This is a genomic window from Streptomyces sp. NPDC101152, from assembly GCF_044768275.1.
Taxonomy (GTDB): Bacteria; Actinomycetota; Actinomycetes; order Streptomycetales; family Streptomycetaceae; genus Streptomyces.
This window is the reverse complement of record NZ_JBIWPO010000042.1, coordinates 23,443-45,384: the sequence shown is the minus strand read 5'-3', so window position 1 is coordinate 45,384 and position 21,942 is coordinate 23,443. Positions and strand designations below refer to the sequence as shown.

Sequence of the window (21,942 nt, the reverse complement as noted above, 5' to 3'; positions counted from 1 at the left end):
CACCCGAGGGGCGCGCCCGGTTCCAAATCACCCGAACCGACGAACACGCACCAAACACATGCGCGAAGCATGGCCTCCTTGTTCGAGACCATTGGGCCGACCGCGGGACAAGCTCCTCGACATGCAGCCCGCCCCGGCATGTCGTCTGGCACGGTCCCCGCCATGTACCCCACGCCCCTGCCGGGCCGCCACCGGGACGGCAGCCCACGCCTCGCCCACCACCCACGTCCCGTGCGCGTCGCCGCCACCAGCCCCAGCCGGCTCCTGCGCGCCGGCCACAGCACCCGCTGCCGGCACTGCGGCCACCGCATCGACCTCTACCAGCGCACCGACCGAGGGCCCATCGCCCTGCACCCCGCCGAACTCGCTGTCGCCCACGTCCCCGAAGCCTGCCGCTGGCACCTCAGCGGCGGCCTCGTTCACCCCCACAGCGACGGCAGCAACTGGTGCCGCATCCCGCATGCCCTCCTGTGTCCCGCCCGCACCCCCACCTGCCCAATGAGCCCTTTCCTCGAGAGCGCCCGCCGCGACCTCGCCGTACGCACCCGCCGCCTCATCGACACCGGTGCACTCACCCCCGCCCCGCCACCCGCCCACACCGCCTCACCCGACGATCCGGCTCACCCCGGCAGGCCCGTCGTACAGCTCCTGCTCGTGCGCTACCTCGCCCCCGCCCCGCTCGAAGCCGTCCGCTGCGTGGCCCAGACCCGCCACCGCCACCGCTGCACCCACGCCGTCCAGACCCAGGACCGGCCTGCCGGCCGCTGGAGACTGCTGCCCACCGGCCCTTCCTGCCGCAGCCAACGCGCCCTGTCCGACGCGCTGATGGCCGTCTACGACCTGGGCCACCTGCCCCACACCGAGCAACTGCGCTGGCGCGCCCAGCACTGCCCCACACACGCCGCCACCCCGGGCACCGCCGACATCGCCCTGGCCGCCTGGCAGGTCTTCGACCCCCTGCTGCACGCCGCCCACATCCGCAGCAACCTTCCGCACCCCGAGCCCTCCCCGAGGAGCGAGAGCTGACCGTGCCGCACCACGCCCTGGAAATCACCCTGACCCGCCCCCTCTCGGCCAACACCCTGCGCCGCGCCGCACGCGAACTGCCGCTCGCCGCCAACCACAACGCCACTCGGCTCATGACCCTCGTACCGGCCAAAACCCCACACCTTGCGGCCCGCCGACTGCGCCACCGGCTCGACGCGCGGCTGCCCATCGCCGTCCTCACCACGCACTACCCGGACACGGACGACCAGATCCTGCTCAACATCGCCTTCCCACCCGCCCTCCACGCCGCCATCCGGCACTCCGCCCGCCAGGCAAGGCAGTCTCCGGAACTCTTCCTGAAGCTGGCCCTGGACGATGCCCTGGCCCGACACTCCAGCGACGAGGCCGACCGCCTCGACCGGGCCGTGGGCAAACTCCTGGCCCACACCACCTCCGCTCACCTGCTCGCGGCCGTCGGGCGTGCCCTCAGCCGCCACCCCGGAGTGCCACGACCGTGAAAGCGACCGACGAACAGACCGCCGCAGCTGACGCCTTCCACGCCGGCGACCATGTGTCCCTGCAGGCCGGCGCCGGGACCGGCAAGACCACCACCCTGGCCCTGCTCGCCCGCAGCACCACACGCCGGGGCCGCTACCTTGCCTACAACCGGGCAATCGCCCAGGACGCGGCAACCCGTTTCCCGAAGAACGTGTGGTGCAAGACCGCCCACGCCCTGGCCTACGCCGCGGTCGGCCACCGCTACACGGCCCGCCTGAATGCACCCCGCCGCCCGGCCTGGCAGACCGGACAGGCCCTCGGCATCACCAAAGCCATCCGCATCGGCGAACGCGACCTCTCCCCGAAGACCCTCTCCTACGCGACCCTGCGCACCGTAACCCGCTTCTGCCACACCGCCGACGACGCCATCACCCGCCACCACGTCCCCCACCTGCGCGGCCTGGAAGACCGCGGCCTGCACAACGAACTCGCCGTTTACATCGTGCCGTTCGCCCAAAAGGCCTGGGCCGACCTGCAGCACCCGGACGACGGCGCGGTCCGCTTCGACCACGACCACTACCTGAAGATCTGGGCCCTCACCCGGCCGACGATCGACACCGACTTCCTCCTGCTGGACGAGGCCCAGGACACCAATCCAGTCGTCGAACAGGTCTTCCTCGCCCAGCGCCGTCACGCCCAGCTCGTGATGGTCGGCGACTCCGCACAGGCCATCTACCACTGGCGCGGCGCCAAAGACGTCATGACGGGCTTCGACGGCACCCGGCTGGCCCTGTCACGGTCCTTCCGCTTCGGCCCGCTCCTCGCCGACGAAGCCAACCGCTGGCTGGCCATCGCCGATGCCCCGATCCGGCTGACCGGCACCCCCGCGGTACCCACCGAACTCGGCCCCGTCATCCAGCCCGACGCAGTGCTGTGCCGCACCAACGTCGGCGCCATGGCCCAGGCCATGGACCTGATGGCCGCCGGACACCGCGTCGGTCTGGCCGGGGGAGGAGACAGCCTGCGCGCCCTGGCCCTTGCCGCCCAGGACCTGAAAGAAGGACGCCGCACCACCCACCCCGAACTGGTGCTGTTCCCCTCCTGGGGCGAACTTCAGGACTACGCCGCACACGACCCGGCCGGGCGCGACCTGCGGCCCTTCGTCGACCTCGTCGACACCCACGGCACGGACGCCATCCTGGCCGCCGTCGCCCAACTCGCCCCCGAAGAGCAGGCCGAGGTGACCGTCTCGACCGCCCACAAGGCCAAAGGCCGCGAATGGGCTTATGTAAAGATCGCCGACGACTTCACCCCGCCCAAGGACACCGATCAGCACGACGACACCGGCCGTGCTGTCCCCGGCCCGATCGACAACAGCGAGGCCCGCCTCGCCTACGTCGCCGTCACCCGGACCCGCTGCCGGCTCGACATCGGCGGCCTGTCCTGGATCCACGACCATCCCGATGGATCTCCCGGCACACATCTACCGATCAATCCGTGTGCCCACCCCGCTCCTGCTGAGGAGCGGCTGCCGCATCCCGGGTAAAACGGTTGCCCACGGGTTGGCAGAACCAGTCGAGGGGGCGCAAATAGGCTGTCAGTCCGCTTTGTCGGCGGCCAGTTGGGTTTCCCCGCTGGGCGGCCACTTGGTGTACACAGCGTGAGGTCACCCTCGGCGGCGCTCGCCCCACCACGGCAGGATCGGGGGCAGGTCGCTGAGCTCGCAGGCGGGGCGCTTCGGCATCGGTGACTCGCCGTCGTCCCCGTCCCAGCGGCGTGCGTATTGGTCCGGGAGGTTGCCCCAGCCCCAGTAGGGCATTGGGCGGTCGGGGGCCACGCCGAGTTCGTCGATGGGATCGATGGGCTTTTCCGCCACCGTGCACAGGTGGGCCCACACGTCGCCCATGTCGAAGACATAGGCGAACTGTTCGCCGGGCTGCAGCCTGTTCAGCTTGGTGGCGTGGCCGTCCACGGTGCCGTCCGGTGCCTCGTCGTCCCACCAGTCCAGGGGGCTGACCCGGGTGCCGTCGGACAGCGTGAACAGGTGTAGGTGGGCCAGGTCCCAGCGGCCGAACGCGAGATCGATGGTGGTGGCGAACTGGGCGAAGGAGTGCGAGCGCGCGGCGGCGAAGACCCGGCCGGGGCGAGGCCACAGGTCTGCTCCGTGCCCGGAGACCAATTCCACCCGGATGGACAGCCAGGTACGTGCCACGACCTCAATCCCTTCAACCGCCAGGCCCGGGAACCAACACCGAGGCTACTGAGTGTGACTGCCCCTTGGGGAATCGAGCTGCCGTACATGGGGGAATTTCTGCTGGTCGCCGACACCGCTTCACCCGGTTGGGCAACCATTCTCGGTACGGGACGATGCTCACGGACGCTGGGTGTCCCTTGCCTGCCACTGCTGTGCCTGATCTTGCAGGGCCTCCAGTTCCGCACGCAGTGCCTCGTTCTCAGCTATCAGGTCGGCCTTGCTGCACCTGTCTGCGGGTGGCCTCGGGGCGGATCCTGTCCTTTGAGAGCGGCTTTTTGGTGGAGGTGCGGCGACTGGTCCCAGGGGTTCGAAGGCGACGATCACGGCTGGGTCCAGCCCACACTCAGGACAGCGCTCTTTGTCGCAGACCCCGCCATCGGGTCGTGGGCTCGTCTGGATACGGTTCGCCTCGATGATGTGCCCGCAGTACAAGCGCAACCGCCACCTCTGCAGCTCCCACCGAGGAGTCGGAGGCCCCAGGAGCTGACACATACGCTTCCAATGCTCCTCTGACCAGGCAGGAGCCTTGTCGAGCTGACGCTGGACCCACTCATGGATCCGTACAGCCTCTTGCTGGCGACGATGATCGGCCTTGGTCAGCTGGTAGTCCGCCAAGGGCACGCCGCAGCGCAGATATTCGACTTCCATCGCAAGGAGAGTAGAAAGAGCAGGCCCCTTTTCCGGAAGGAGTCCCCAGAAAGACACCCCTTCGGATGACTTGTGCCAGGGAGTTATGCAGGAGCCAGGAGCACAGTGATGTGAGCTGCGGGCCGTGGACAGCACCGAGTCCGCCCGTCTCCCTCTCTCGACAACGTCTTTCACACCGCATGGATATCCCTTCCCAGGCGTGGCCGGCCGTGAGTTCCGATGACCACGAATGGCAGCAACCGGTCGTCATCTGGCTCGATTTGCCCGAGAGAGGGCCGCTCGGCTGGCCTCCCAGCAGCGGCTGACGGACGTGCACCAGCAACACCGTGGGAGCAAGGCCGGTGAGGCGCGCCGCAGCAGCGCGTCGTGACCGAGTCGGTGAACAGACGTGCTGTGGAAGGCCCATGACAGCCGTAGGTACGGTCGGCGCGGTGGGCCAGGTCCTGTGAAGCGCGACTGCGCCGCGTACCACGCTGGCGTGTGGATGGAGGTGCCTGCTCCTGGACCCGCGGCTTCTAGCCGCTTGTCTGCCACGGACTGATCGGTGACGGAGGCTGAGACGCGGAGCCTCGTCTTCCGGGCGCTCCCAGCGCGCCGTGTGTGCTTCTTTCACGCCCTTCGTGCGCTCTAACTCGCCCTGCCTGAAGGTGGCTTGAGCTTCGTACGTTGACCTGTTCGCCTCACGCGGGGCGGCTCCGGCGCGGAATGGGGCCGGGTTCGGCAGCCGGTTGGTAAGGGGGACACGTGGAAGCCATCGCGCGGCAGGCCCGTCGGGAGATAGTGGCCGCTGAAGCACAGCAGTGGGCTGATGCTTTGGTCGACTTCGGCCCCTACAACACGTTGTTGCACTTCAAGGACACCAAAACGGCGTCGCTGGATGTGACCGACGCGAACGGGCAGGCCCTGACTTCGCTCCTGGCCGGACGCAAAACCCGCCTGGCTGCCTTGTTCCCCGCTGCCGCCGACCACGGTCCTGCCTGCACTCGGGCACGGAGCCTGCGCCGCAGGATGGTGGAACTGGACGAGGAGCAGGGCATCGAGGCCGGGCGCCTGGCTCTTGGCCTGCTGCGCGTCGACCCGCCGCCCACGCGCGGCAGCACCCCTGTGTCGGCGCTGCGCGCCCCGCTGCTGCTGCAGCCTCTGGCCATCCAGCCGCGTACCGCGTCCGAGAACGACTTCGTCCTCGAGACGGCCGGCGAGGCGGAGATCAACCCGGTGCTGCTGTACGCGCTCAGCCGCCACTACGGCATGGACGGCGACACGGAAGCTCTCGCCGACAAGGTCTCCACCGCACTGGAGGAATGCGCGGACCCGGCCGACCGCATCCCCCTCGCCTACGAGATCCTCGAGGCCGTTCTCGTCCGCAGCAACCTGACGGCCGAACTGGAAGAACGCATCGTGGCGGGCGTCTTCAGCTTCGACCGGCTGCCCATGGTCCAGGACCTGCGTGGTGCCACCGACCTGCTGGCCGACCACCCGGTCATCGCCGCGCTGGCCGGCGACCGGGAAGCAAACCGTGCCCTGGCCGAGGCCACCGGCCCACGCACGCCTGCCGGCGCCGACGACATCCCGCCCCGCTCGGACTACCTCGTTCTCGACGCGGACGCCTCCCAGCAAAGGGCCATCAGCGCCGCGCTGGCCGGCTCCCACCTGGTGATCGAAGGACCGCCGGGAACGGGCAAGAGCCAGACCATCGCCAACCTGATCGCCACCTTCTCAGCCCAGGGCAAACGCGTCCTGTTCGTCGCCGAGAAACGCGCCGCGATCGAAGCCGTCACCGACAACCTCGCCACCGTGGACCTGGACGGACTGGTCTTCGACCTGCACGGCAACAAACTCAGCCGCCGCCAGATCGCCCAGCAACTCCACGACGCCCTGGAGCGCGCAGGCCAGCAGGCTCCGCCCCGCCCGGCCGACCTGCACACCGGCCTGGCCCACTACCGCGAGGAAACCCTCCGGCACATACAGGAGTTCCACCAGCCGCTCGATCCTTGGCAGGTGAGCCCGCACCAGGCGATCACCCACCTGATGGGCTGCTCGCCCGCCCACCACACCCGCCTGCGGCTGCGCGGCTCCGCACTGCGCCACCTCCACGGCGAGCACCACCGCCAGACAGAGCAGGACCTGCGGACCTTCGTCGCCAGGAAAGGACTGACCATCCGCCGCGGCGAATCCCCCTGGTCCCACACCCAGGCCCGCACCGAGGACGAACTGCGCGCCGTGGTGGCCGGCCTCGACCAGCTCACTGGCACAGCCCTGAGCGACACCCGCCGCACCCTTGCCCACCTGGTGGACACCGCAGGCCTGCGCCCGGCCGACGACCTCCAGGGATGGCAGGCCCTGCTCACCCTGCTGCAGGACGTCACCGCGACACTGGCCCGCTTCGAAGCAGCCGTCTTCGCCCCCGGCCTGGACGATCTCATCGCCGCCACCGCGAGCCGCGCCTGGCGCAAGGAGCACGACCGGACCATCAGCTGGTTCAACCGCCGGAAACTGATCAAGAAGGCGCGTGGCTTGACCAAGGACGGTCTGCGCGAACGCCCCGCGCTGCACGCCGCCCTCCTCCAGGCGACCGACCAGCACACCCGCTGGCAGGCACTGTCCGTGACCGGAAACGCGACCCCCTGGACCGTCCCCGGACTCACCGGCGCCCTGGCCGCGTTCACGGATCTGCAGAGCCGTCTGGCCGCGATAGCCCTTTGCGTGCGCTGGGACGGCTGGCAGACCGCTCCCGTCGACGATGTAGACAAAACCATTCAGCGCCTCGACGGCGACCGCGACACCCTGCTGCGCATGCCCGAACTCAACCAGCTCACCGACCGTCTCGAAGCGGCCCAACTCGGCGGCCTCCTCGACGAGCTGGCACACACGGACGCCGACCCCGACACGGCGGTAGCCACCTTCGACTACCTGTGGTGGTCATCGGTGCTGGAGGAGGCGCACATGCGCTCCGCCTACCTGCGCTCCTTCACCCGCCTCGAACACGACCACGTCGTCGAGCAGTTCCGCCGCAACGACCTCATCCACCGCGACAGCAACCCCACCCGTGTCCGCTACGAGGTCGCCGTCCGGCTCCGCAAAGTCCGCGACGCCCACCCCGACCAGAACACCCTGGTGCGCACCCAAGCTCGCCGCAAGTCCCGGCACCTCCCGCTGCGCAGGCTCGTCGAGAAGGCCCCTGACGTGCTGCTGGCCGCCAAGCCGTGCTGGGCCATGTCGCCCCTCGTCGTCAGCCGTGTCCTGCCCGCCACCCGCCTGTTCGACGTCGTCATCTTCGATGAAGCCAGCCAGGTCCTGCCGCACGACGCAATGACCTCCATCATGCGCGCCCGGCAGGTCATCGTCGCCGGAGACCCCCACCAACTCCCGCCCACCACCTTCTTCCAGCGCGTCCTCAGCGGCACCCAAGAGGACACCGACGACGACCTCGACGACGCTGCGCCCCCGGCCGCCTACGAATCCCTGCTGGACCTGCTCTGCAGCCGCCTGCCCCACGTCCACACCCTGAAATGGCACTACCGCAGCCGCGACGAACGCCTGATCGCCTTCTCCAACCACACCATCTACGACGACCGGCTCGTCACCTTCCCCGGCACCACCCTCACCAGCCCCATCCGCCTCGAGACCGTCGACGGCCACGCCCAGCCCGGCCAGAGCGGCTCCGTGCCCGAGGAAGTCGAACGCGTCGTCGAACTGGCCCTCGACCACGCCACCCACACCCCCCACCTCAGCCTCGGCGTCATCACCATGGGCCAACGCCACGCCGACCGCATCAACCTCGCACTGCGCCACGCCCTCCAAGACCACCCCGAACTCCAGGACTTCTTCAGCCCCGACGCCGGAGCCCGGCGCCGCTTCTTCACCAAGAACCTCGAACAGGTCCAAGGCGACGAACGCGACGCCATCATCCTTAGCATCGGCTACGGCAAAGCCGCCAACGGCCGGCTCTCCATGTCCTTCGGCCCGCTCAACAACGACGGCGGAGAACGCCGCCTGAACGTCGCCATCACCCGCGCCCGCCAGTCGATGACCGTCGTCAGCTCCTTCACCCACCACGACTTCGACCCCGGCAAACTCAAAAACACCCGCAACCGCGGCCCCGAACTGCTGCGCGCCTTCCTCGAGTACTGCTCCCACGGAGGAGACCTCCAACGCACCGGAACCGCACGCACCGACTGGAACCTCAACGGCTTCGAACAGCAAGTCCTCGCCACCCTCGAAGCCGCCAACGTCCCCGTCACACCGCAGTGGGGCGTGTCCGGCTACCGCATCGACTTCGCCCTCGGCCACCCCGACCACCCCGGCCAGATGATCCTCGCCGTCGAAACCGACGGCGAGCGCTACCACAGCGCTCCCAGCGCCCGAGACCGCGACCGCCTGCGCCAGGCACACCTGGAACGACTCGGCTGGCGCTTCCACCGCATCTGGGCCGCCGACTGGTTCACCAACCCGAACACCGAAATCGACCGCCTCCTCGCCGTCTGGCATGACGCCGTACGACAGGTCGACGCAACACCCGCCGATCCCGCCCCTACGCCCGCTCCGGCAGCACCCCCGCCTCCAGCGCCGGCCACACGCCGTCCTCGCCCCGCCCTGCCCGCGGCGGACCGCATCGGCGACTATTCCGACGCCGACCTGCTGGCCCTGGCGTCCTGGCTGTTGAGCGACGGATTCCAACTCGACCGCGACACCCGCATCAACCAGGCCATCACCGAACTGGGCTTCAAAAAACGCGGCCGCGTCATCGTCGAACGCCTCACCCACGCCTTCGAACAGGCCCAGCGCACGGCAGACAGGGAGACCTCGCAGTGAAACCTCTCGATCCCCTCACCCTCGAACGGATCGCCCGCCTCATCGTCGACATCGACGGCCCCTTCGAACGGCGGGGCTATCAGCTCACACAGCTCCTGCAACGCGCCGCCTGGCCCCAGCCCGCCGAGTACGACGGCTCACCCCGCATCCCCTGGCTCTCGGACATCCTCACCAGCACCGACGACCCGGCCGCCGTCAGTCGGCTCCTGTGCCGTATCTGCGACCCGCTCGAATACGACGACGGCCTCGCCTCCGCCGACCTCGTCCGCCAGACACTCAACACCCATCTCGCCGCCGAACAGCTCACCGTCACCTACGTCTCCCACCGCCCCGTTCTGGGTGAACTCGGCACTGACGGCCACACCACCGTTTTCATCGTCCCAGACGATCTCGAAGGGCGCATCCGTCCCCTCGTCAGCAGCGAAGATTTCCTCCAACAACTCATGGCGCGTGTCGTCGAGACCCAGATCTGCGAACAGCACGGCGCCTACGGCATGGCCCTCATCGGCATCGGCAGCTTCACCGAAGCCCTTCTCCTCGACGTCCTCACCCACCGCGACCCCACCCTGAAGCAGGGCTTCCCCCAGGGCAGCGGGAAACGCATCGCACCGGAGCGCGCCAGCTTCGCCCTGCTCTTGGACACCGCCCGCACCCGCGGCTGGATCCAGATGGACGCCCACGACTTCATGGCGATCGTCCGCGAGTACCGAAACTTCGTCCACCTGCGCAAACAACGAGAACGCGGCGTCATACCAGACAGCTACACCGTTGGTATGTGCTGGGGACCTGTTCTCGCTGTTCTCAACGACCTCGAGACCAGCGGATAGGGCGGTGCTTGCATGACACCGCCGACAGCACCGCCGGGTGCGGGAATACGACATCACGGCACCTCTCGTCGGGTTCACCGTTCAGTGGCTGCTGTCCTGCTGCTTGCGGCGTCGGCGGTGTTCGCGTTGGGCCTGGGCACGGGCGCATTCGCGGGTGCAGTACTTGATGCCGCTGGTGCGGTTCTGTCCGTACTCGGCCCGGCCGCGCTGGCGTACGAAGTTCCGGCGGCAGGTCTCGTTGGCGCATTCGCGGATCGTGGCGTCTTCGGCGAGATGGTTGTACAGCTGCAGGAAGACCACCGACAGGATGGTGGGGTAGCGGTCGGTCAGGCTGCCGATGCCGATGCTGAACGGTTTGAGTGCGGCGTTCAGCTCGCTCACCAGATCGCCGATCTTCATGTCCAGAACGAGTTTGCGCAAGTGGTTCAGGTCACGCGGCCATGCTTGCTCCCGATCCGAGTTGTCGGAACGCCACCGGGCCAGCCGTTCCTCACAGACGTCAGGCTCGATGAGCGTGTCGAGTCCGCCCTCGCGCCGCAGGGCCAGCCAGGTGGTGATGGCCGCCTGTGCCTGTGTGACGTAGAGCGTGGCCAGTTCGCCATGCAGGCAGAATGCCCCGTGGCGCGGGTGTTCGCGCTCGGTGAGTTCCTTGAGGCGTTCGTACTCGTCCTCGTCCCAGCCACCGGTGTTAATGCTGCCGCCCAGGTCTCCGTAAGTACGCATCATGGTGGCCACGGCGTCGAGATCGGCGGGGTCGAGTTCCATGAACTCACGCAAGTAGAAGTCCTCTGGCAGCGGAACGGTCTCGCCCTCGGAACGCAGATGAGGCTCCCAGACGATCCATCCGCCGTCGGCTCGGGCTCCGGGCACGGGCCGCAACTCCGGTGCGGGCACTGGGATTCCCGGCCAGAGCGTGGGACGAAAACGTGGGTCTACGTATGCCGCCATGCGGGGCATCATAGCGGTAGAGGAGTAGCACGAAAAGGGAGTTGTTCGTATCACGCAATCCGAAGCTGTGGGAGGGGCAGGCGTGGTGACGCACTGGCAGGACCGCAAGAAGGTCGGCGATGCACACGAGCGACGCGTCGCAGTTGAACTGCAAGCACGCGGCTGGACGGTCCAGCGCTGCGGGCAGGGCACATACGCCCCCGCGATCCAGCAGGCCCTGGCACGCACCGACTCAACACTGCGCTACTTCCCCGACTTGATAGCCGCCCGCGACAACGAACTGATCACCATCGACGCCAAGGACCGTATGCCGAGCACACACACCAACCGTTACGCGATCAACACCGCCACCCTGAACGCCGGCCTGCTCTTCACGGCCACCCACGCCCCAACGCCGCTCTACTACGTCTTCGGTGATCTGAAAGTCTTGACCCCTTCTGAAGTCCAGCACTACCGCACGCACGCTCGACACCACCCCAGCGGAGTCTGGGTCATGGTCGAAACGCGCCAGGCCCACCCTTTCGAGGAAGTCTTCGGTACGAACGCCGCGCTTGCTGCCTGACGGCAGGCAGACACTTCCACCTAGGCTCCCGCGCCGTGCGTGTCGATGGTCGGCAGCCTCGCCTCGCGAGCACGCCACTTGGCAGCTGGCCCGGGGACGGCAAACTTCCTACTCACAGGGGCGGCAGCGGGAGCAGGATGGTGGATGCGGCATCGAGGGAAGGAAAGCTCGTCTGCAGCAGCCGGGAACAGGCTCAGCCAAGAACCAACACAAGACGTTCACGGTGCCGCTGGCCACACCGGAATCGGTCCGACCTGGACCCACGTCGGTCTTCGGTTCCGGTTTGAATCGGCCCCAGGGGAAGCAGTTCGCCCTGTTCAGCGGAGGGGCCAGTTCTAGCCGGAAGTGGCTGCGTCCGGTTTGTCCTGGAGCCACGTCGGGCCGGAGAAGTGGGGCCAACTGCGCCGATAAAGCCACTCAGTCATCCCGACGGAGGGGGCGGCCCGCCCCAGCGTGCGCAGCAGCCTGCGGTCAACACCCCAGTCTGTCGACGACACGCCAGTGGCCCATTGGATGCCCGCCCTCACGGCGACTCCGTCTCGAGCGGCCAGCTCAGGGTGGCCAGCCCCGTCGGACCGCCGATGTGTACATGCTGCCTGCGGCCGGGGGTGTAGACGATGTTGGTGACTGGTGCCGCGGTGAGCAGGGAATGCACGAGGCGGCCGGTGAGGGGGTTCCACAGCCGCATGCCGGTGCCGTTGCCAGCTGCCAGCAGCCAGGTTCCCAGGACGTGGGGGAGCGGGGTCATGACAGCGGTGTACGGGGTGTCCATCCGGCTGATCGGACTCCGGTCTTGAGGGTCCCAGATCACGATCTCGTGGGGCGTGGCGATGGCCACCGCGGCACGGCCCTCGGGCAGAGGGATGAGAGACAGCGACGTGACTGCGGGGCGGTGGGGCAGCGTGCTGTCCTCGACGAGTTCGCCATTGGCCACGTCCCACACCAGCAGCCGGGAGCGCGCGGCCCCCATCACCAGGCAGCGGCCGGTGGGGGAGGGCAGCGCCAGCAGCGCGGTGATGCGCTGCCCGCTGTCGGGTAGTCCTGCCACCTCGCCGGTGGTGGCATCGACGACGACCGCTCCGGTGTTGCCGGCCACCACGACGGCGATCCGGTCGTCCGGAAGCCGCACGGCGCAGCAGCGGTTCTCCTTGAACGAGCCGCTTGCGATCGGGTTGGCGGCATCACGCCCGACGTGCCACAGATGAATGGCTTTTTCGTCGCCCACGACTAAGGCGGTCTCGTCGCCCGCGCCGGGTACTGCCTCCAGGAACGTTACGGGCTCGGGGTGCTCGTAGTGCTCTAGGCGTTGGCCTGTCGCAGCGTCGAGGATGTCCACGATGTAGGCAGTGGGGACGGCGAACCGCTGTGCGCCGTCGGCCGGTGGCAGTGCGGTCATCATGCGTGCTGTGGCCAAGGCGCGCGGCGGCTGGTTCACCGCAGTTCGGTGGATGGGAAACGTGCTCCGTCCGGCCCGGTGCAGCAGGATGCCCTCGTCGCCGCTCACCGCGAGCTTCCAGTTTCCGTTCGGGGCTGAGACAGCGGCGAACATTGCTCGTGGCTGTGCCGGATACGTTCCCACCCGTCGTGCCTCGGGCCGAGACACATCCCATACTTCGATGGACTCGTCCGTGACAACGCCCGCCAGGCGGGCACCGTCTGCAGCGGTCACGCTCACCATGCGCTGGCTTGCGTTGGTCGGTCGGCCCGCCTCGTCGCTCCAGAAAACGGTGGGGACGATGCCGTCCTGGAAGGGGTCGAACAGCATCACCGGCTGGTTCTGGCCGAGTACCGCGAGCAGATCGCCGCCGGACAGACCCCGTACGGCCGCGATGGACAAGTCTGCGAAGAGCGGCACATCCAAGGGGAGCACGTCCTGCATCAGGGGATCGAAAAGCACCCACCCGGCGCGATACAGCTTGAGGAGGTGATAGCCCCGGCCTTCCGGGTCACGGACCCAGGTCAGCCGTTCCGGGAGCCGGGCACCGTCGGGCAGGCGTACCGGGTGGACCGCGTCTTCCGAGGGCTGCCACACGAGCAGTTCGTTCTGCCTGCTGGCCACCACCATCGTCCACCGGGCGTCACCATCGCGTGCCACAGTCACCATGCGCACGCTGTTCCGCTCCAAGCCCGCCAACTGGCGGCCCGAGAGCGGGTCGAACACCGCTGCGCTGCGAGGACCGGCCGCCACCAGGAAGGGACGCCCGCTGGTGCCCCTGGCGAGGGTCAGGGCGTGTGCCGCACCCGTATTGATGTGGGTGAGCTGCTGGCCCGTCGCGCTGTCCCAGACGCCGATGCCGCTGCGGGCGCTGGCGGCGAGCAGCTGCCGACCGTCCAGCGTCCTGAACGCGCACAGGGCGTGTACCCGGCCGGAGGGGGAGGCCACCACGTTGGCACGCCCCTGCCAGCGCCCCCACTGAGTCTCCAGGGCCGCACCGGCGGTGCGGGCGAAAGAAGAAGGCGACGGCACCATGTTGTTGTCCCAGTCCGGCGCATCGTTCGCCGCCAGATGGAAGGCGATGCTGCTCAGGCGGGACAGGACATCGACAGATGCATCCAGGTAGGGCTCGATGAGCCCGGCCGCCGTGAGAACCCTGCGCTGGGTGTGGCCCACCGGCAGCGGCAGGCCCAGCCGTCCACGCAAAGACCCCGAGCTCTCCCAGACCGCCAGCTCCACCGGCATGATCGAATCGTCAAGTACATGACCCAACTCTGCGTGGGCCACCGTGTGGCGGCGCACATAAGGATGCGGTGCCAGGCGTCCGCCCTGCTCAGCCAGGCGGGCGCAGGCCTCGGCGATGGCACGGTGGACCTGCGGCACGGGCCGCAGGCCTTCCATCTCAGCAGCCCATTTCGCAGGAAGGCCTGCAAGAGGCTCCCCGATCAGCAGGTCCGGCTCGGTCAACAGCACCTCGGCCACCCGCTGGTGGACGGGCCGGTAGGTGACCCGGCCGTCCTCCTCACCGGCGGCGAGGTAGCCGACCAGGCGGCTGTGGCGGACCGTGCGGATCACCGCATCGATCTCGTCGGCTGGCGGTGCAGCCGGGCCGATGACCGCGGCGGCCACCGCCGGCCACACTTCCGCCCACGGCAGCCCCGCGCCTTGGGCGAAGGCGGTGGCCCGCAGCACCGCCAGCAGCAGCGGCAGGCTGATGTCCTGGTCCCTGGCTACCTGCCGCACATCGCTGGCCAACAGCGCCGTCGTCCCGGCCAGCAGCCGGCCACGCCAAAGGGGATCGTGCACGTCCTGCCGGCCGATCGCGGACCTCAGCTGGGCGGCGGCCAGCCTGGCATCGAGGAACGACGGCTTCACGGCCTGCGCGATCACCGAGGCCACCTCGGCAGCCGCCGCGCCGTGACCGGCATACGGGCTGTCCGCAGCCGCCTGCAGCACCATCTCTACATAGGCGGTGATGTCGGCGACGGTCTGGGCCCCGTCTGTGCGCAGCAGGTCCAGCGGCACGCTGCTCTCGCCCATCCCCGCCTGCAGCACGGTGTACAGGAAACCCAGCAACTGGTCGGCCGCCGCATCCTGCAGCTTGCCGCCCTCGACGTCCTGGGCCGAACTACGCATTCCCAGTACCAACCGCACCGCCGGTTCCCCGTCCGCACCCCGCAGCCGGGCCAGCGGGGCGATCACGTCGGACAGGCAGGCAGTCGGTTCCTGCGCCTCATCCAGACCGTCGACCACGAGTGTCACCGGCTCCCGCACCTCCGCGCAGACTGCGGCCACCCGGTCCAGCAGTGCCTGCAAGTGTGGCTCGCCCCCGACTCTCTCGGTGCCGAGGGCGGCCAGCAAATCCTCGATCAACGCCAGCGACGACTTTCCCCGCGCCAGCACGGCCGCGTCCACCGCACGCGGCCGCGGCCGCAGCGGTGCGGGAACCGCCTCCACCATGCCCGCGAACCGGGTAACGAACAGCGGATCGCTCAGCGTGACCAGTCGGGCCAGCAGCGCCGACTTGCCCGAGCCTGCCGCCCCGGTCACCACCAGCACCCCAGCCCCGGCATGAACGAACTCCAACAGCGCCTGCATCAGCGTCTGGCGACCGCTGAAATACCAGCCCGGATCATCGTCATCGGTACGGCCCGAGGCGCGGGCCAGCCAGTACTGCGCCAGGGTGGATGCCGACAGCGACACCGGCTGCCGGGACGCCTCCACGACCTGTTCCCGCGGCTGATAGCGCGGGTTGGGCAGGCACAGGCTCGGCTCGTCGCGGCGCGAGTCCGGCCACACCCACAGCGCCCGCAGCAGGTCGGGGTTCTCATCCTCGACCGTGTTGAGGAGCTTCTCCCATTCCTCGAACGACAAATGGGACGCGGTGAAGCCGGCCGACTCATCCCTGGCCTTGTCCAGCGCCAGCTTCAGCAGCCGCGTGAACTCGCCCCGGTACGGCTCCTGTTCGAAATCACCGCTGGTGATCACAGCGAGAGTCTTCAAATCGCGCCGCTGCGCGCACAACTCCTCAAACAGCACGCCCAGTTCGCTCTTGAGGCTGCCGGCGAAGCACGAGTCGACGAGCACCAGTACGTGCTCCGCCTCGCTGTCCATGACCTGCGTGATCAGCTCGCTGGTGGGAAACGCGGTACCCAGCAGCCGACCGGGAGAGGTGTGGCCAAAGGTCAGGTAATGGCGCCGGGACTGGCCGCGCAGGCCGTGCCCGGTGATGTAGACGACCAGCGCCTGGTCCCACTGCGCCTGCGCGAGTTCCTGCTCGGTCAAAAACAGCCGCAAGTCCTCCGGCTGCGTCAGCTCCTTGGGCTGTGCGACCTCGAACCGCCGCTCTGCGTCCATCGCGGGATCGGCCAGCCAGCCGGTGATCGTTTCCACCTGCTTCTGGATCCCCGCGGTGAAGGCCTCATCCTCGGTGAAGTACTCGTCGACCGCAACGACCACCAGCCGCCGAGGCCACGGCGCCACCCCGTTCAACTACGCCCCCTCACGCACACGTTGCTCAGCACTCTAACCACCCCGGCCAGACCGGGGCCGCGACACGGCTGCGGCCTCGGCCGGATAGGATCCCGGCAGCCACCACTCCCACATCTGCGGGACAGTAGGCTCAGGGGGAAGATCAGCGTGCACATCGTCGGTATCCACGGCATCTGGCAAGGCAACACCAACGCCGTGAGACTCTCGGCCGACTGGGCCGGCGCCCTGACCAAGGGCCTGCGCACCTACCATGGGCCCGCCTGCCCCATCCCCCCGCTGACAGCGGCCTACTACGGCAACCTCTTCCGCACCCCGAGCAACCGCCTGGGCGCACAGGACGCCACTCCGCTCGTCGATGACGCCGACCCCTTCACCGACCAGGAAGAGGCGTTCGTCCTCGACACCCTCGCCCTGTACGCCCCACCCGGCCTCGATCCCGAACAGCTCCAGACCGAAACCCTCGGTCTGGGCATCCCCTACATACCCCGCCCCGTCGCCCAGGCCGTGGTCGCCGTCGACCACAAGATCGGCCGTGACATGGGGCGGCGCCTGCTGGTCTTCGTCCGTCAGGTCTACCGATACCTGCACCACGACATCGGTGAGCGCATCCGCGCCGAGGTCCGCACCGAACTGCACCGCCCCGGGCCCCGCTTGGTCATCGCGCACTCCCTGGGCAGCGTCATCGCCTTCGACATGCTCACCCGCGACGACACCGGCCCAGGCCCCGACGGCCTGACCACCCTCGTCACCTGCGGATCCCCCCTGGCCTGGCCCACCATCCGTCGTTCGCTGGGCCAGGACGGCGCCCTCGAACTGCCCGACGGCATCGACTGGCTGAACCTCCACGCCGCCGGTGACCTGGTCGCCCAGAGCGGACTGGCGGCCGTCGCTCCGGCCGTCCGTGACGAACTCGTCCGCAACGGCATCACCGATCCGCATACTGCCGTGCGCTACCTCGAGAAGCAGCCGCTCGCCGACCTCATCGTGCGCACCACCACCGCGTAAGGCCACCAGGGCAGGTGCAGACGGGTGCGCCTTGAGGGCCGGACCGCACGGAGACGGTCGCCGGGGCGAACATTGCTGCACGCGGTGGCAGTTGAGCCTCACAGAGGGTGCCGCAAGGCCCCCCTGACCTGTTCTGGCGCCTTTGCAGTGCAGTTGATCGCTCTCTGCACCATGTTGATCAGTTGGCCTGGGGTTGACGGAGCGTGTTGCACGCCGGGGGCGGCAAGATGCCCTACATGACGCGGGCCGCGCCGGGCGGCTGTGAGCCCGTGTTCGATCTACTCCTGGACAGTCAGAAGGGGCCGCCTTGCAGAGGGAGAGTGAAGATCAGGAGGTTCCCTCCGGCTCACCGGTGAAGATGAGTACGTCGCAGAAGTTCGCAGCGTTCAACTCTGCTGCGGTGACCGGGCTGGGCTCCTATGTGACCAGCGGGTCGTACCTCGTGATGTGCACGGCCGGTGTGCTGACCCTGATCCTGCTAGCCGTGGTGTTCGTCGTAGCGGGGAGGTGACAAGGGGGGTGGTGCCTGTGCAGGCACCACCCCCCTTCACTACGTCCGCTCTCAGGCCGTTGCGGTCTCGTGCAGCGACCAGCGTTCCAGGCGAATCCGCTCGGTGGTCACCTGCGGCGATCCTTCGCCGTGCCCCTCGTCCCTTAACGCCGGATTGGCCTCCGCCCGGGACGGGACGCCCAGCTGGGGGCCGGAGCCCGGCCGGAAGAAGAGCATGGCGAAGGCCGCGTTGCCCAGCAGGCGCAGAGCAAGCCGCTTGTTGAACAGCACGCTCTCGCACAGGACTTTCACCTGCGCGGGAACCACCTCAGCCAGGTAGCGGTCGGTGTCGGCCTCCAGGTCCCGGGCGTCCTCGTAGACGGCCCCGATGAGCCCCGGCCGGTGCTGGAAGACCCAGCGGCAGTCGTGCGGATAGCGCGCTGCCACCTCCGGTGGTTCCGGCTTGGGGCCGACCAGCGTGAGATCACCCCGAAGCAGATTCCACAGACGCGGAAAGTGCTCGACGGCCTCCAGCCACCTGCTCGTCCGCGACGGTGACTGCGCACTGTGGTACTTCAGCAGGCGAATCGGGTAACCGCCCTGTCCGACCCTGATGCTGCGGTCGATCACCGGGCGACCGCTTCGTGCCACGATCGAAGCCGTGACCGCCATCAGCGGCGCGGTCACCAGCATCGCCACCACGGCCACGGCCACGTCCACCATTCTGCGGCTGAGGGACAACGGCACGGGCTCACACACCAGCCCGGTGATCGCACGGCGTTTCTCCGGCCGCCGCAGCAGCATCACTGCGGTCAGGACGAAGGAGGCGACCATGGCCGCGATGGTGACCGCATCCGATGTCCCGCCCCTGATACCGGCGCCGGCAAGAAGCTGCCGCAGCGCCAGAACTGTCGCCGTCATCTGTGCGGCCAGCACCCACCGCAGACCCAGGCGCGCCGACTTGCGGCGTGGCGGCGGGCAGGCGCCGTCCGCGAGATCCAGCAGATCACGCTGGATCACCAGATTGGTCAGCGTGTCGTCCCCCGACTCGTGGCTTTCCACGGCGGCCTGGGTGAACGCGCTGACCTTGATCTTCAGCAGCAGCTCGTCCGTCTTCTGCGGCGTGATGACCTGGTCGGCGGCCGCATCCACCTCGGCCATGTATCCGCAGATGAGCGCCTCACCCACCGGATCGTTCTCCTCGGAGAGAATGACCCGGTAACTCTGCCGCGGGATCCTCATGACGTCCCAGTTGCCGAAATCCTCCACTATCACTTACCCCCCAAGTCACGCTTCGTCTCCAACTGAGCGCCGGCCTCACTCAGTTCGAGTGCCTGTTCATCGGCGATGGCCCTCTTCAGCCGTTTGCGTGCATGCCGGATGTTCGAACGGACCGTGGCGGCTTTCTTGTCCAGCAACTGGGCGATCTCGTCGGGCGAGTAGCCGTCATACAAAAACGCCATCACACGGCGCTGCTCCTGGTCCAACAGGCGCAGATGACGCAGCGCGTCATCGTGCTCGAGCCCTTCGTATGCATCCGCCGCACCCTGTGGGGCGGGCCCCCAAAACCCTCGCACGGCGGCCTCGGGCGCCCTGCGCAGCCGGACCTCACTGTTGACGTAGGCACGCTCGGCGGCCAGACGGCAGTAGGCGCGCGGACTGCGGATCTCGTGCCAGCGGGGCAGGAGATCGATCAGCACGTCGGAGACGGCGTCTTCCGCTTCCTCCCAGGAGGCTCCGAGAGTGGCGACGAACCGCACGAGTCGTTTGTGCTCTGCCCGTACGAAGTTGGCGAACTCGTCATACCCCTCTCGTCCCTGGTCGTGCCTGGATGATGCTGGTTCACCGGCGCGCCTTACCATCGGGCCGCCCTGGCCGCGTTGCTCATGACCGTGAGGGGAGCGAGAGAGCCGGGACGTGCAATCTCCCGTGCGGCTTTTTCTTCTCCTGCCGTGGCGTGCCGCGTTGATAAGGGCGGGTCACCGGCGGAAGCCGTCACGAAAACCCTTTCAGCTCGGCGGGAGCGGCACGCAGTGTCGCCCGGGCACCGACGGCCGTCTGCGACGGGGTGTCAGTGCGGCACTGCATCAGGCATAGCGCACCGGCGCCCCACTGGTGGGCGGACCGGCCGTCACCGCTGGCCGGCCGGGCACAGACGACGCGGCCGTGATGCCCGGCGGGCACGCGGGCGCCTTATACCAGGGGGCTCCGACAAACGCCGCTGCGCAAGGCCGGCCAGGCCCGGATCTGCGCGAGTAGAACGGCGGTTCAGGCGGCAGTTGGCGTCTGACTGTGGCGCAACACACACCACTGGGCGCCGGTAGGGAAAGTCCTGGTGAGGCTTGCCTTTTCAGGGGAGCGGAGCGGACATTTAGGTCAAACGCCAGGTCAATCAGCAAGCCGTGTAGAAATCGGCCCGAGTAAAAGGCATGATGGGACGTGCAAACCCGGAGTGCGTGACATGTATCACACTTTGTGAGCCGTGTGACCGTTCCGGGTTGCGGGAGCAAATAAAAGAGGGCCTCACCCACCGCCCTACCACAGACCGTGGGTGAGACCCTGGCGAACCCCGCAGGTGGCCTCGACTCTCTTGGGTCGAGGCCGTCGCCGTTAGACGGGCCAGTTGCCCAGCATCGCCACGGTGAAGTGGACGACCGAGTAGAACTCGGCGATCCACACCAGGATCCTCCAGAACCTGGCGGCCGCACGGTACGTGACGGTCCGCCGGATCTCTCGGATCCCCGCGGTGACCCTGGAACAGCTGTGCCCGACCGACCGAAGCGTCCGTCGCGCCCACCTGCGCAGGTTCCGAATCCTCGTCAACAGACAACGGCTCATCGGAACCGCCTTTCCCTTGGGTTCGGGGCCCTGTTGCCCCTAGGGAACCGCAGGGACCATGGGAAAGGTGAGACGACGATATCCGGCACAGGGGCGGACGAACGACTACGCAGGGCAATACGTGGCGCACGCCACATGGAGGAAGCGTTGACTCCGGACAGCCCCCTGCGAAACATGCAGGTCAACCCGGAACCAGCCAGTATGTTCTGACGTCCGGTCATGTGTCTTGTGTCGAGTCGCGACGCGCCCGGACTGCACGGAAGACATAACTGCCTGAATGTGGGCGGCTACTGACAGTTTCGTCAATTACGGAGTGTCATGTTCCCCGGAGCAGTGGCGAGTTGAAGCACGGCCTTGCCGTCGGTGCGCCGGAGCGCGACGAGCGGCAAGGAGGGCTCCAGCCGCATCTGCGACGACGCGCTCGACGCCGGCGACCGCCGGTGTAGCAGCGGCTGGGCCTGCCGAACGCGGCCGACCTCAACCGCGCGATCCTCGGCTACGACGACGTCCCAGGTTTCCTGAACACCGTCCTTACCCGGCAGGGCTACCGCAAGGGCGTGTACGAGATCCCCAGACGTTACCGGCGGCATCCCCTCCATCCGCAGCGACGACAGCGCCGGACACGCATGAGCCCTGGCGCCCCCGCCGCTGAAGCGGACGCCCGTATGCCCAAGCCCCGGCGGGAACTCCCCGGACCGTCGATCGACGCCGAGCACGCCCAGCGCCCCGTCCATCCCGAGCACGCCGCCCGCCCCACCGACACGGTCGACCATCCCCAGGACACGGGCACGGCGGAGCTCACCGCGACGGCGGGCGACGCCTCCGCCGAGAAGATCAGCACCAAGGCCGAGACCAAGGCGGAGAAGGCCATGGCCGAGGTCCGCGGTCCGCTCCACCACCGATGCCACCTTCACTGGCGGCGAGAAGGTTGCCCCGATCCCGAGCAACACCACGGCGTGACCGTCGCCGGAGCGCTGCGGGCGGGGCGTGTCCGTCCCCGCCCGGCCGACGGCGAAGCCCCTGAACCTTGCAGCTGCGAATGAAGTGAAACGGGCTGAGGCGGACCTGGCACCCGGTGCCGCAGGGTGTAGCCGGACTCACCGCCTTCTGCCACTTCGAAGCGACGCCAACAGCTCACCCCCCCCC

Annotated in this window: 15 protein-coding genes; 9 read left to right on the top strand and 6 right to left on the bottom strand. The window is 68.3% G+C overall.

The window, feature by feature from the left end; genetic code table 11:
* Positions 1 to 162 precede the first annotated feature (162 nt).
* The 3 genes from ACIRVK_RS35145 to ACIRVK_RS35135 are packed head-to-tail and all read left to right on the top strand — an operon-like array spanning position 163 to position 3,031.
* Positions 163 to 1,026 carry a DUF6083 domain-containing protein gene (locus ACIRVK_RS35145; RefSeq protein ID WP_404254393.1) on the top strand — a complete coding sequence of 288 codons (864 nt, stop codon included), beginning with the start codon at positions 163 to 165 and terminating at the stop codon, positions 1,024 to 1,026.
* Positions 1,023 to 1,505 (top strand): hypothetical protein, encoded by a 483-nt coding sequence (locus ACIRVK_RS35140; protein ID WP_404254441.1) that lies wholly within the window; start codon positions 1,023 to 1,025, stop codon positions 1,503 to 1,505. The genes ACIRVK_RS35145 and ACIRVK_RS35140 overlap by 4 nt, the downstream gene beginning before the upstream one ends.
* Positions 1,502 to 3,031: a UvrD-helicase domain-containing protein gene (locus tag ACIRVK_RS35135; RefSeq protein ID WP_404254391.1), complete on the top strand. Its 1,530-nt coding sequence runs from the start codon at positions 1,502 to 1,504 to the stop codon at positions 3,029 to 3,031. Before ACIRVK_RS35140 ends, ACIRVK_RS35135 begins: the two co-directional genes overlap by 4 nt.
* Positions 3,032 to 3,151: 120 nt before the next feature.
* Here the strand turns inward: ACIRVK_RS35135 and ACIRVK_RS35130 are convergent, their stop codons facing one another.
* Positions 3,152 to 3,697 carry a hypothetical protein gene (locus ACIRVK_RS35130; protein WP_404254389.1) on the bottom strand — a complete coding sequence of 182 codons (546 nt, stop codon included), beginning with the start codon at positions 3,695 to 3,697 and terminating at the stop codon, positions 3,152 to 3,154.
* Positions 3,698 to 5,131: 1,434 nt separating this feature from the next.
* Here ACIRVK_RS35130 and ACIRVK_RS35125 point away from each other — a divergent pair.
* The gene (locus tag ACIRVK_RS35125; RefSeq protein WP_404254387.1) at positions 5,132 to 9,199 is read left to right on the top strand and encodes an AAA domain-containing protein; all 4,068 of its coding nucleotides are present in this window, start codon (positions 5,132 to 5,134) and stop codon (positions 9,197 to 9,199) included.
* A complete protein-coding gene (locus tag ACIRVK_RS35120; protein WP_404254385.1) occupies positions 9,196 to 10,026 on the top strand; it encodes a hypothetical protein in 831 nt (276 codons plus the stop codon). The genes ACIRVK_RS35125 and ACIRVK_RS35120 overlap by 4 nt, the downstream gene beginning before the upstream one ends.
* 81 nt (positions 10,027 to 10,107) lie before the next feature.
* Here the strand turns inward: ACIRVK_RS35120 and ACIRVK_RS35115 are convergent, their stop codons facing one another.
* Entirely contained in the window at positions 10,108 to 10,791 is a 684-nt protein-coding gene (locus ACIRVK_RS35115; protein ID WP_404254383.1) for a hypothetical protein, read from the bottom strand.
* 265 nt (positions 10,792 to 11,056) lie between these two features.
* Between ACIRVK_RS35115 and ACIRVK_RS35110 the strand changes: the two genes are divergently transcribed.
* Positions 11,057 to 11,536, top strand: a complete 480-nt coding sequence (locus ACIRVK_RS35110) for a hypothetical protein (protein WP_404254381.1) — start codon at positions 11,057 to 11,059, stop codon at positions 11,534 to 11,536.
* A gap of 523 nt (positions 11,537 to 12,059) precedes the next feature.
* Here ACIRVK_RS35110 and ACIRVK_RS35105 read toward each other — a convergent pair.
* Positions 12,060 to 16,454, bottom strand: a complete 4,395-nt coding sequence (locus ACIRVK_RS35105) for an AAA family ATPase (protein WP_404254439.1) — start codon at positions 16,452 to 16,454, stop codon at positions 12,060 to 12,062.
* 156 nt (positions 16,455 to 16,610) lie between these two features.
* On the opposite strand from ACIRVK_RS35105, the gene ACIRVK_RS35100 reads away from it, so the two are divergent.
* Entirely contained in the window at positions 16,611 to 17,468 is an 858-nt protein-coding gene (locus ACIRVK_RS35100) for a hypothetical protein (RefSeq protein ID WP_404254379.1), read from the top strand.
* Between the two features lie 358 nt (positions 17,469 to 17,826).
* Positions 17,827 to 17,979: a hypothetical protein gene (locus tag ACIRVK_RS35095; RefSeq protein ID WP_384947781.1), complete on the top strand. Its 153-nt coding sequence runs from the start codon at positions 17,827 to 17,829 to the stop codon at positions 17,977 to 17,979.
* Positions 17,980 to 18,030: 51 nt separating this feature from the next.
* On the opposite strand, the gene ACIRVK_RS35090 is transcribed toward ACIRVK_RS35095, so the two are convergent.
* The 3 genes from ACIRVK_RS35090 to ACIRVK_RS35080 all read right to left on the bottom strand — a co-directional run bounded on the left by ACIRVK_RS35090 (position 18,031) and on the right by ACIRVK_RS35080 (position 20,781).
* Positions 18,031 to 19,227 (bottom strand): sugar transferase, encoded by a 1,197-nt coding sequence (locus ACIRVK_RS35090; RefSeq protein ID WP_404254377.1) that lies wholly within the window; start codon positions 19,225 to 19,227, stop codon positions 18,031 to 18,033.
* Between the two features lie 2 nt (positions 19,228 to 19,229).
* The gene (locus ACIRVK_RS35085; protein WP_404254375.1) at positions 19,230 to 19,718 is read right to left on the bottom strand and encodes an RNA polymerase sigma factor; all 489 of its coding nucleotides are present in this window, start codon (positions 19,716 to 19,718) and stop codon (positions 19,230 to 19,232) included.
* Positions 19,719 to 20,568: 850 nt separating this feature from the next.
* Positions 20,569 to 20,781: a hypothetical protein gene (locus tag ACIRVK_RS35080; RefSeq protein WP_404254373.1), complete on the bottom strand. Its 213-nt coding sequence runs from the start codon at positions 20,779 to 20,781 to the stop codon at positions 20,569 to 20,571.
* A gap of 680 nt (positions 20,782 to 21,461) precedes the next feature.
* Between ACIRVK_RS35080 and ACIRVK_RS35075 the strand changes: the two genes are divergently transcribed.
* On the top strand, positions 21,462 to 21,839 hold the full coding sequence (locus ACIRVK_RS35075) for a hypothetical protein (RefSeq protein WP_404254371.1): 378 nt from the start codon (positions 21,462 to 21,464) through the stop codon (positions 21,837 to 21,839).
* Positions 21,840 to 21,942: the final 103 nt, after the last annotated feature.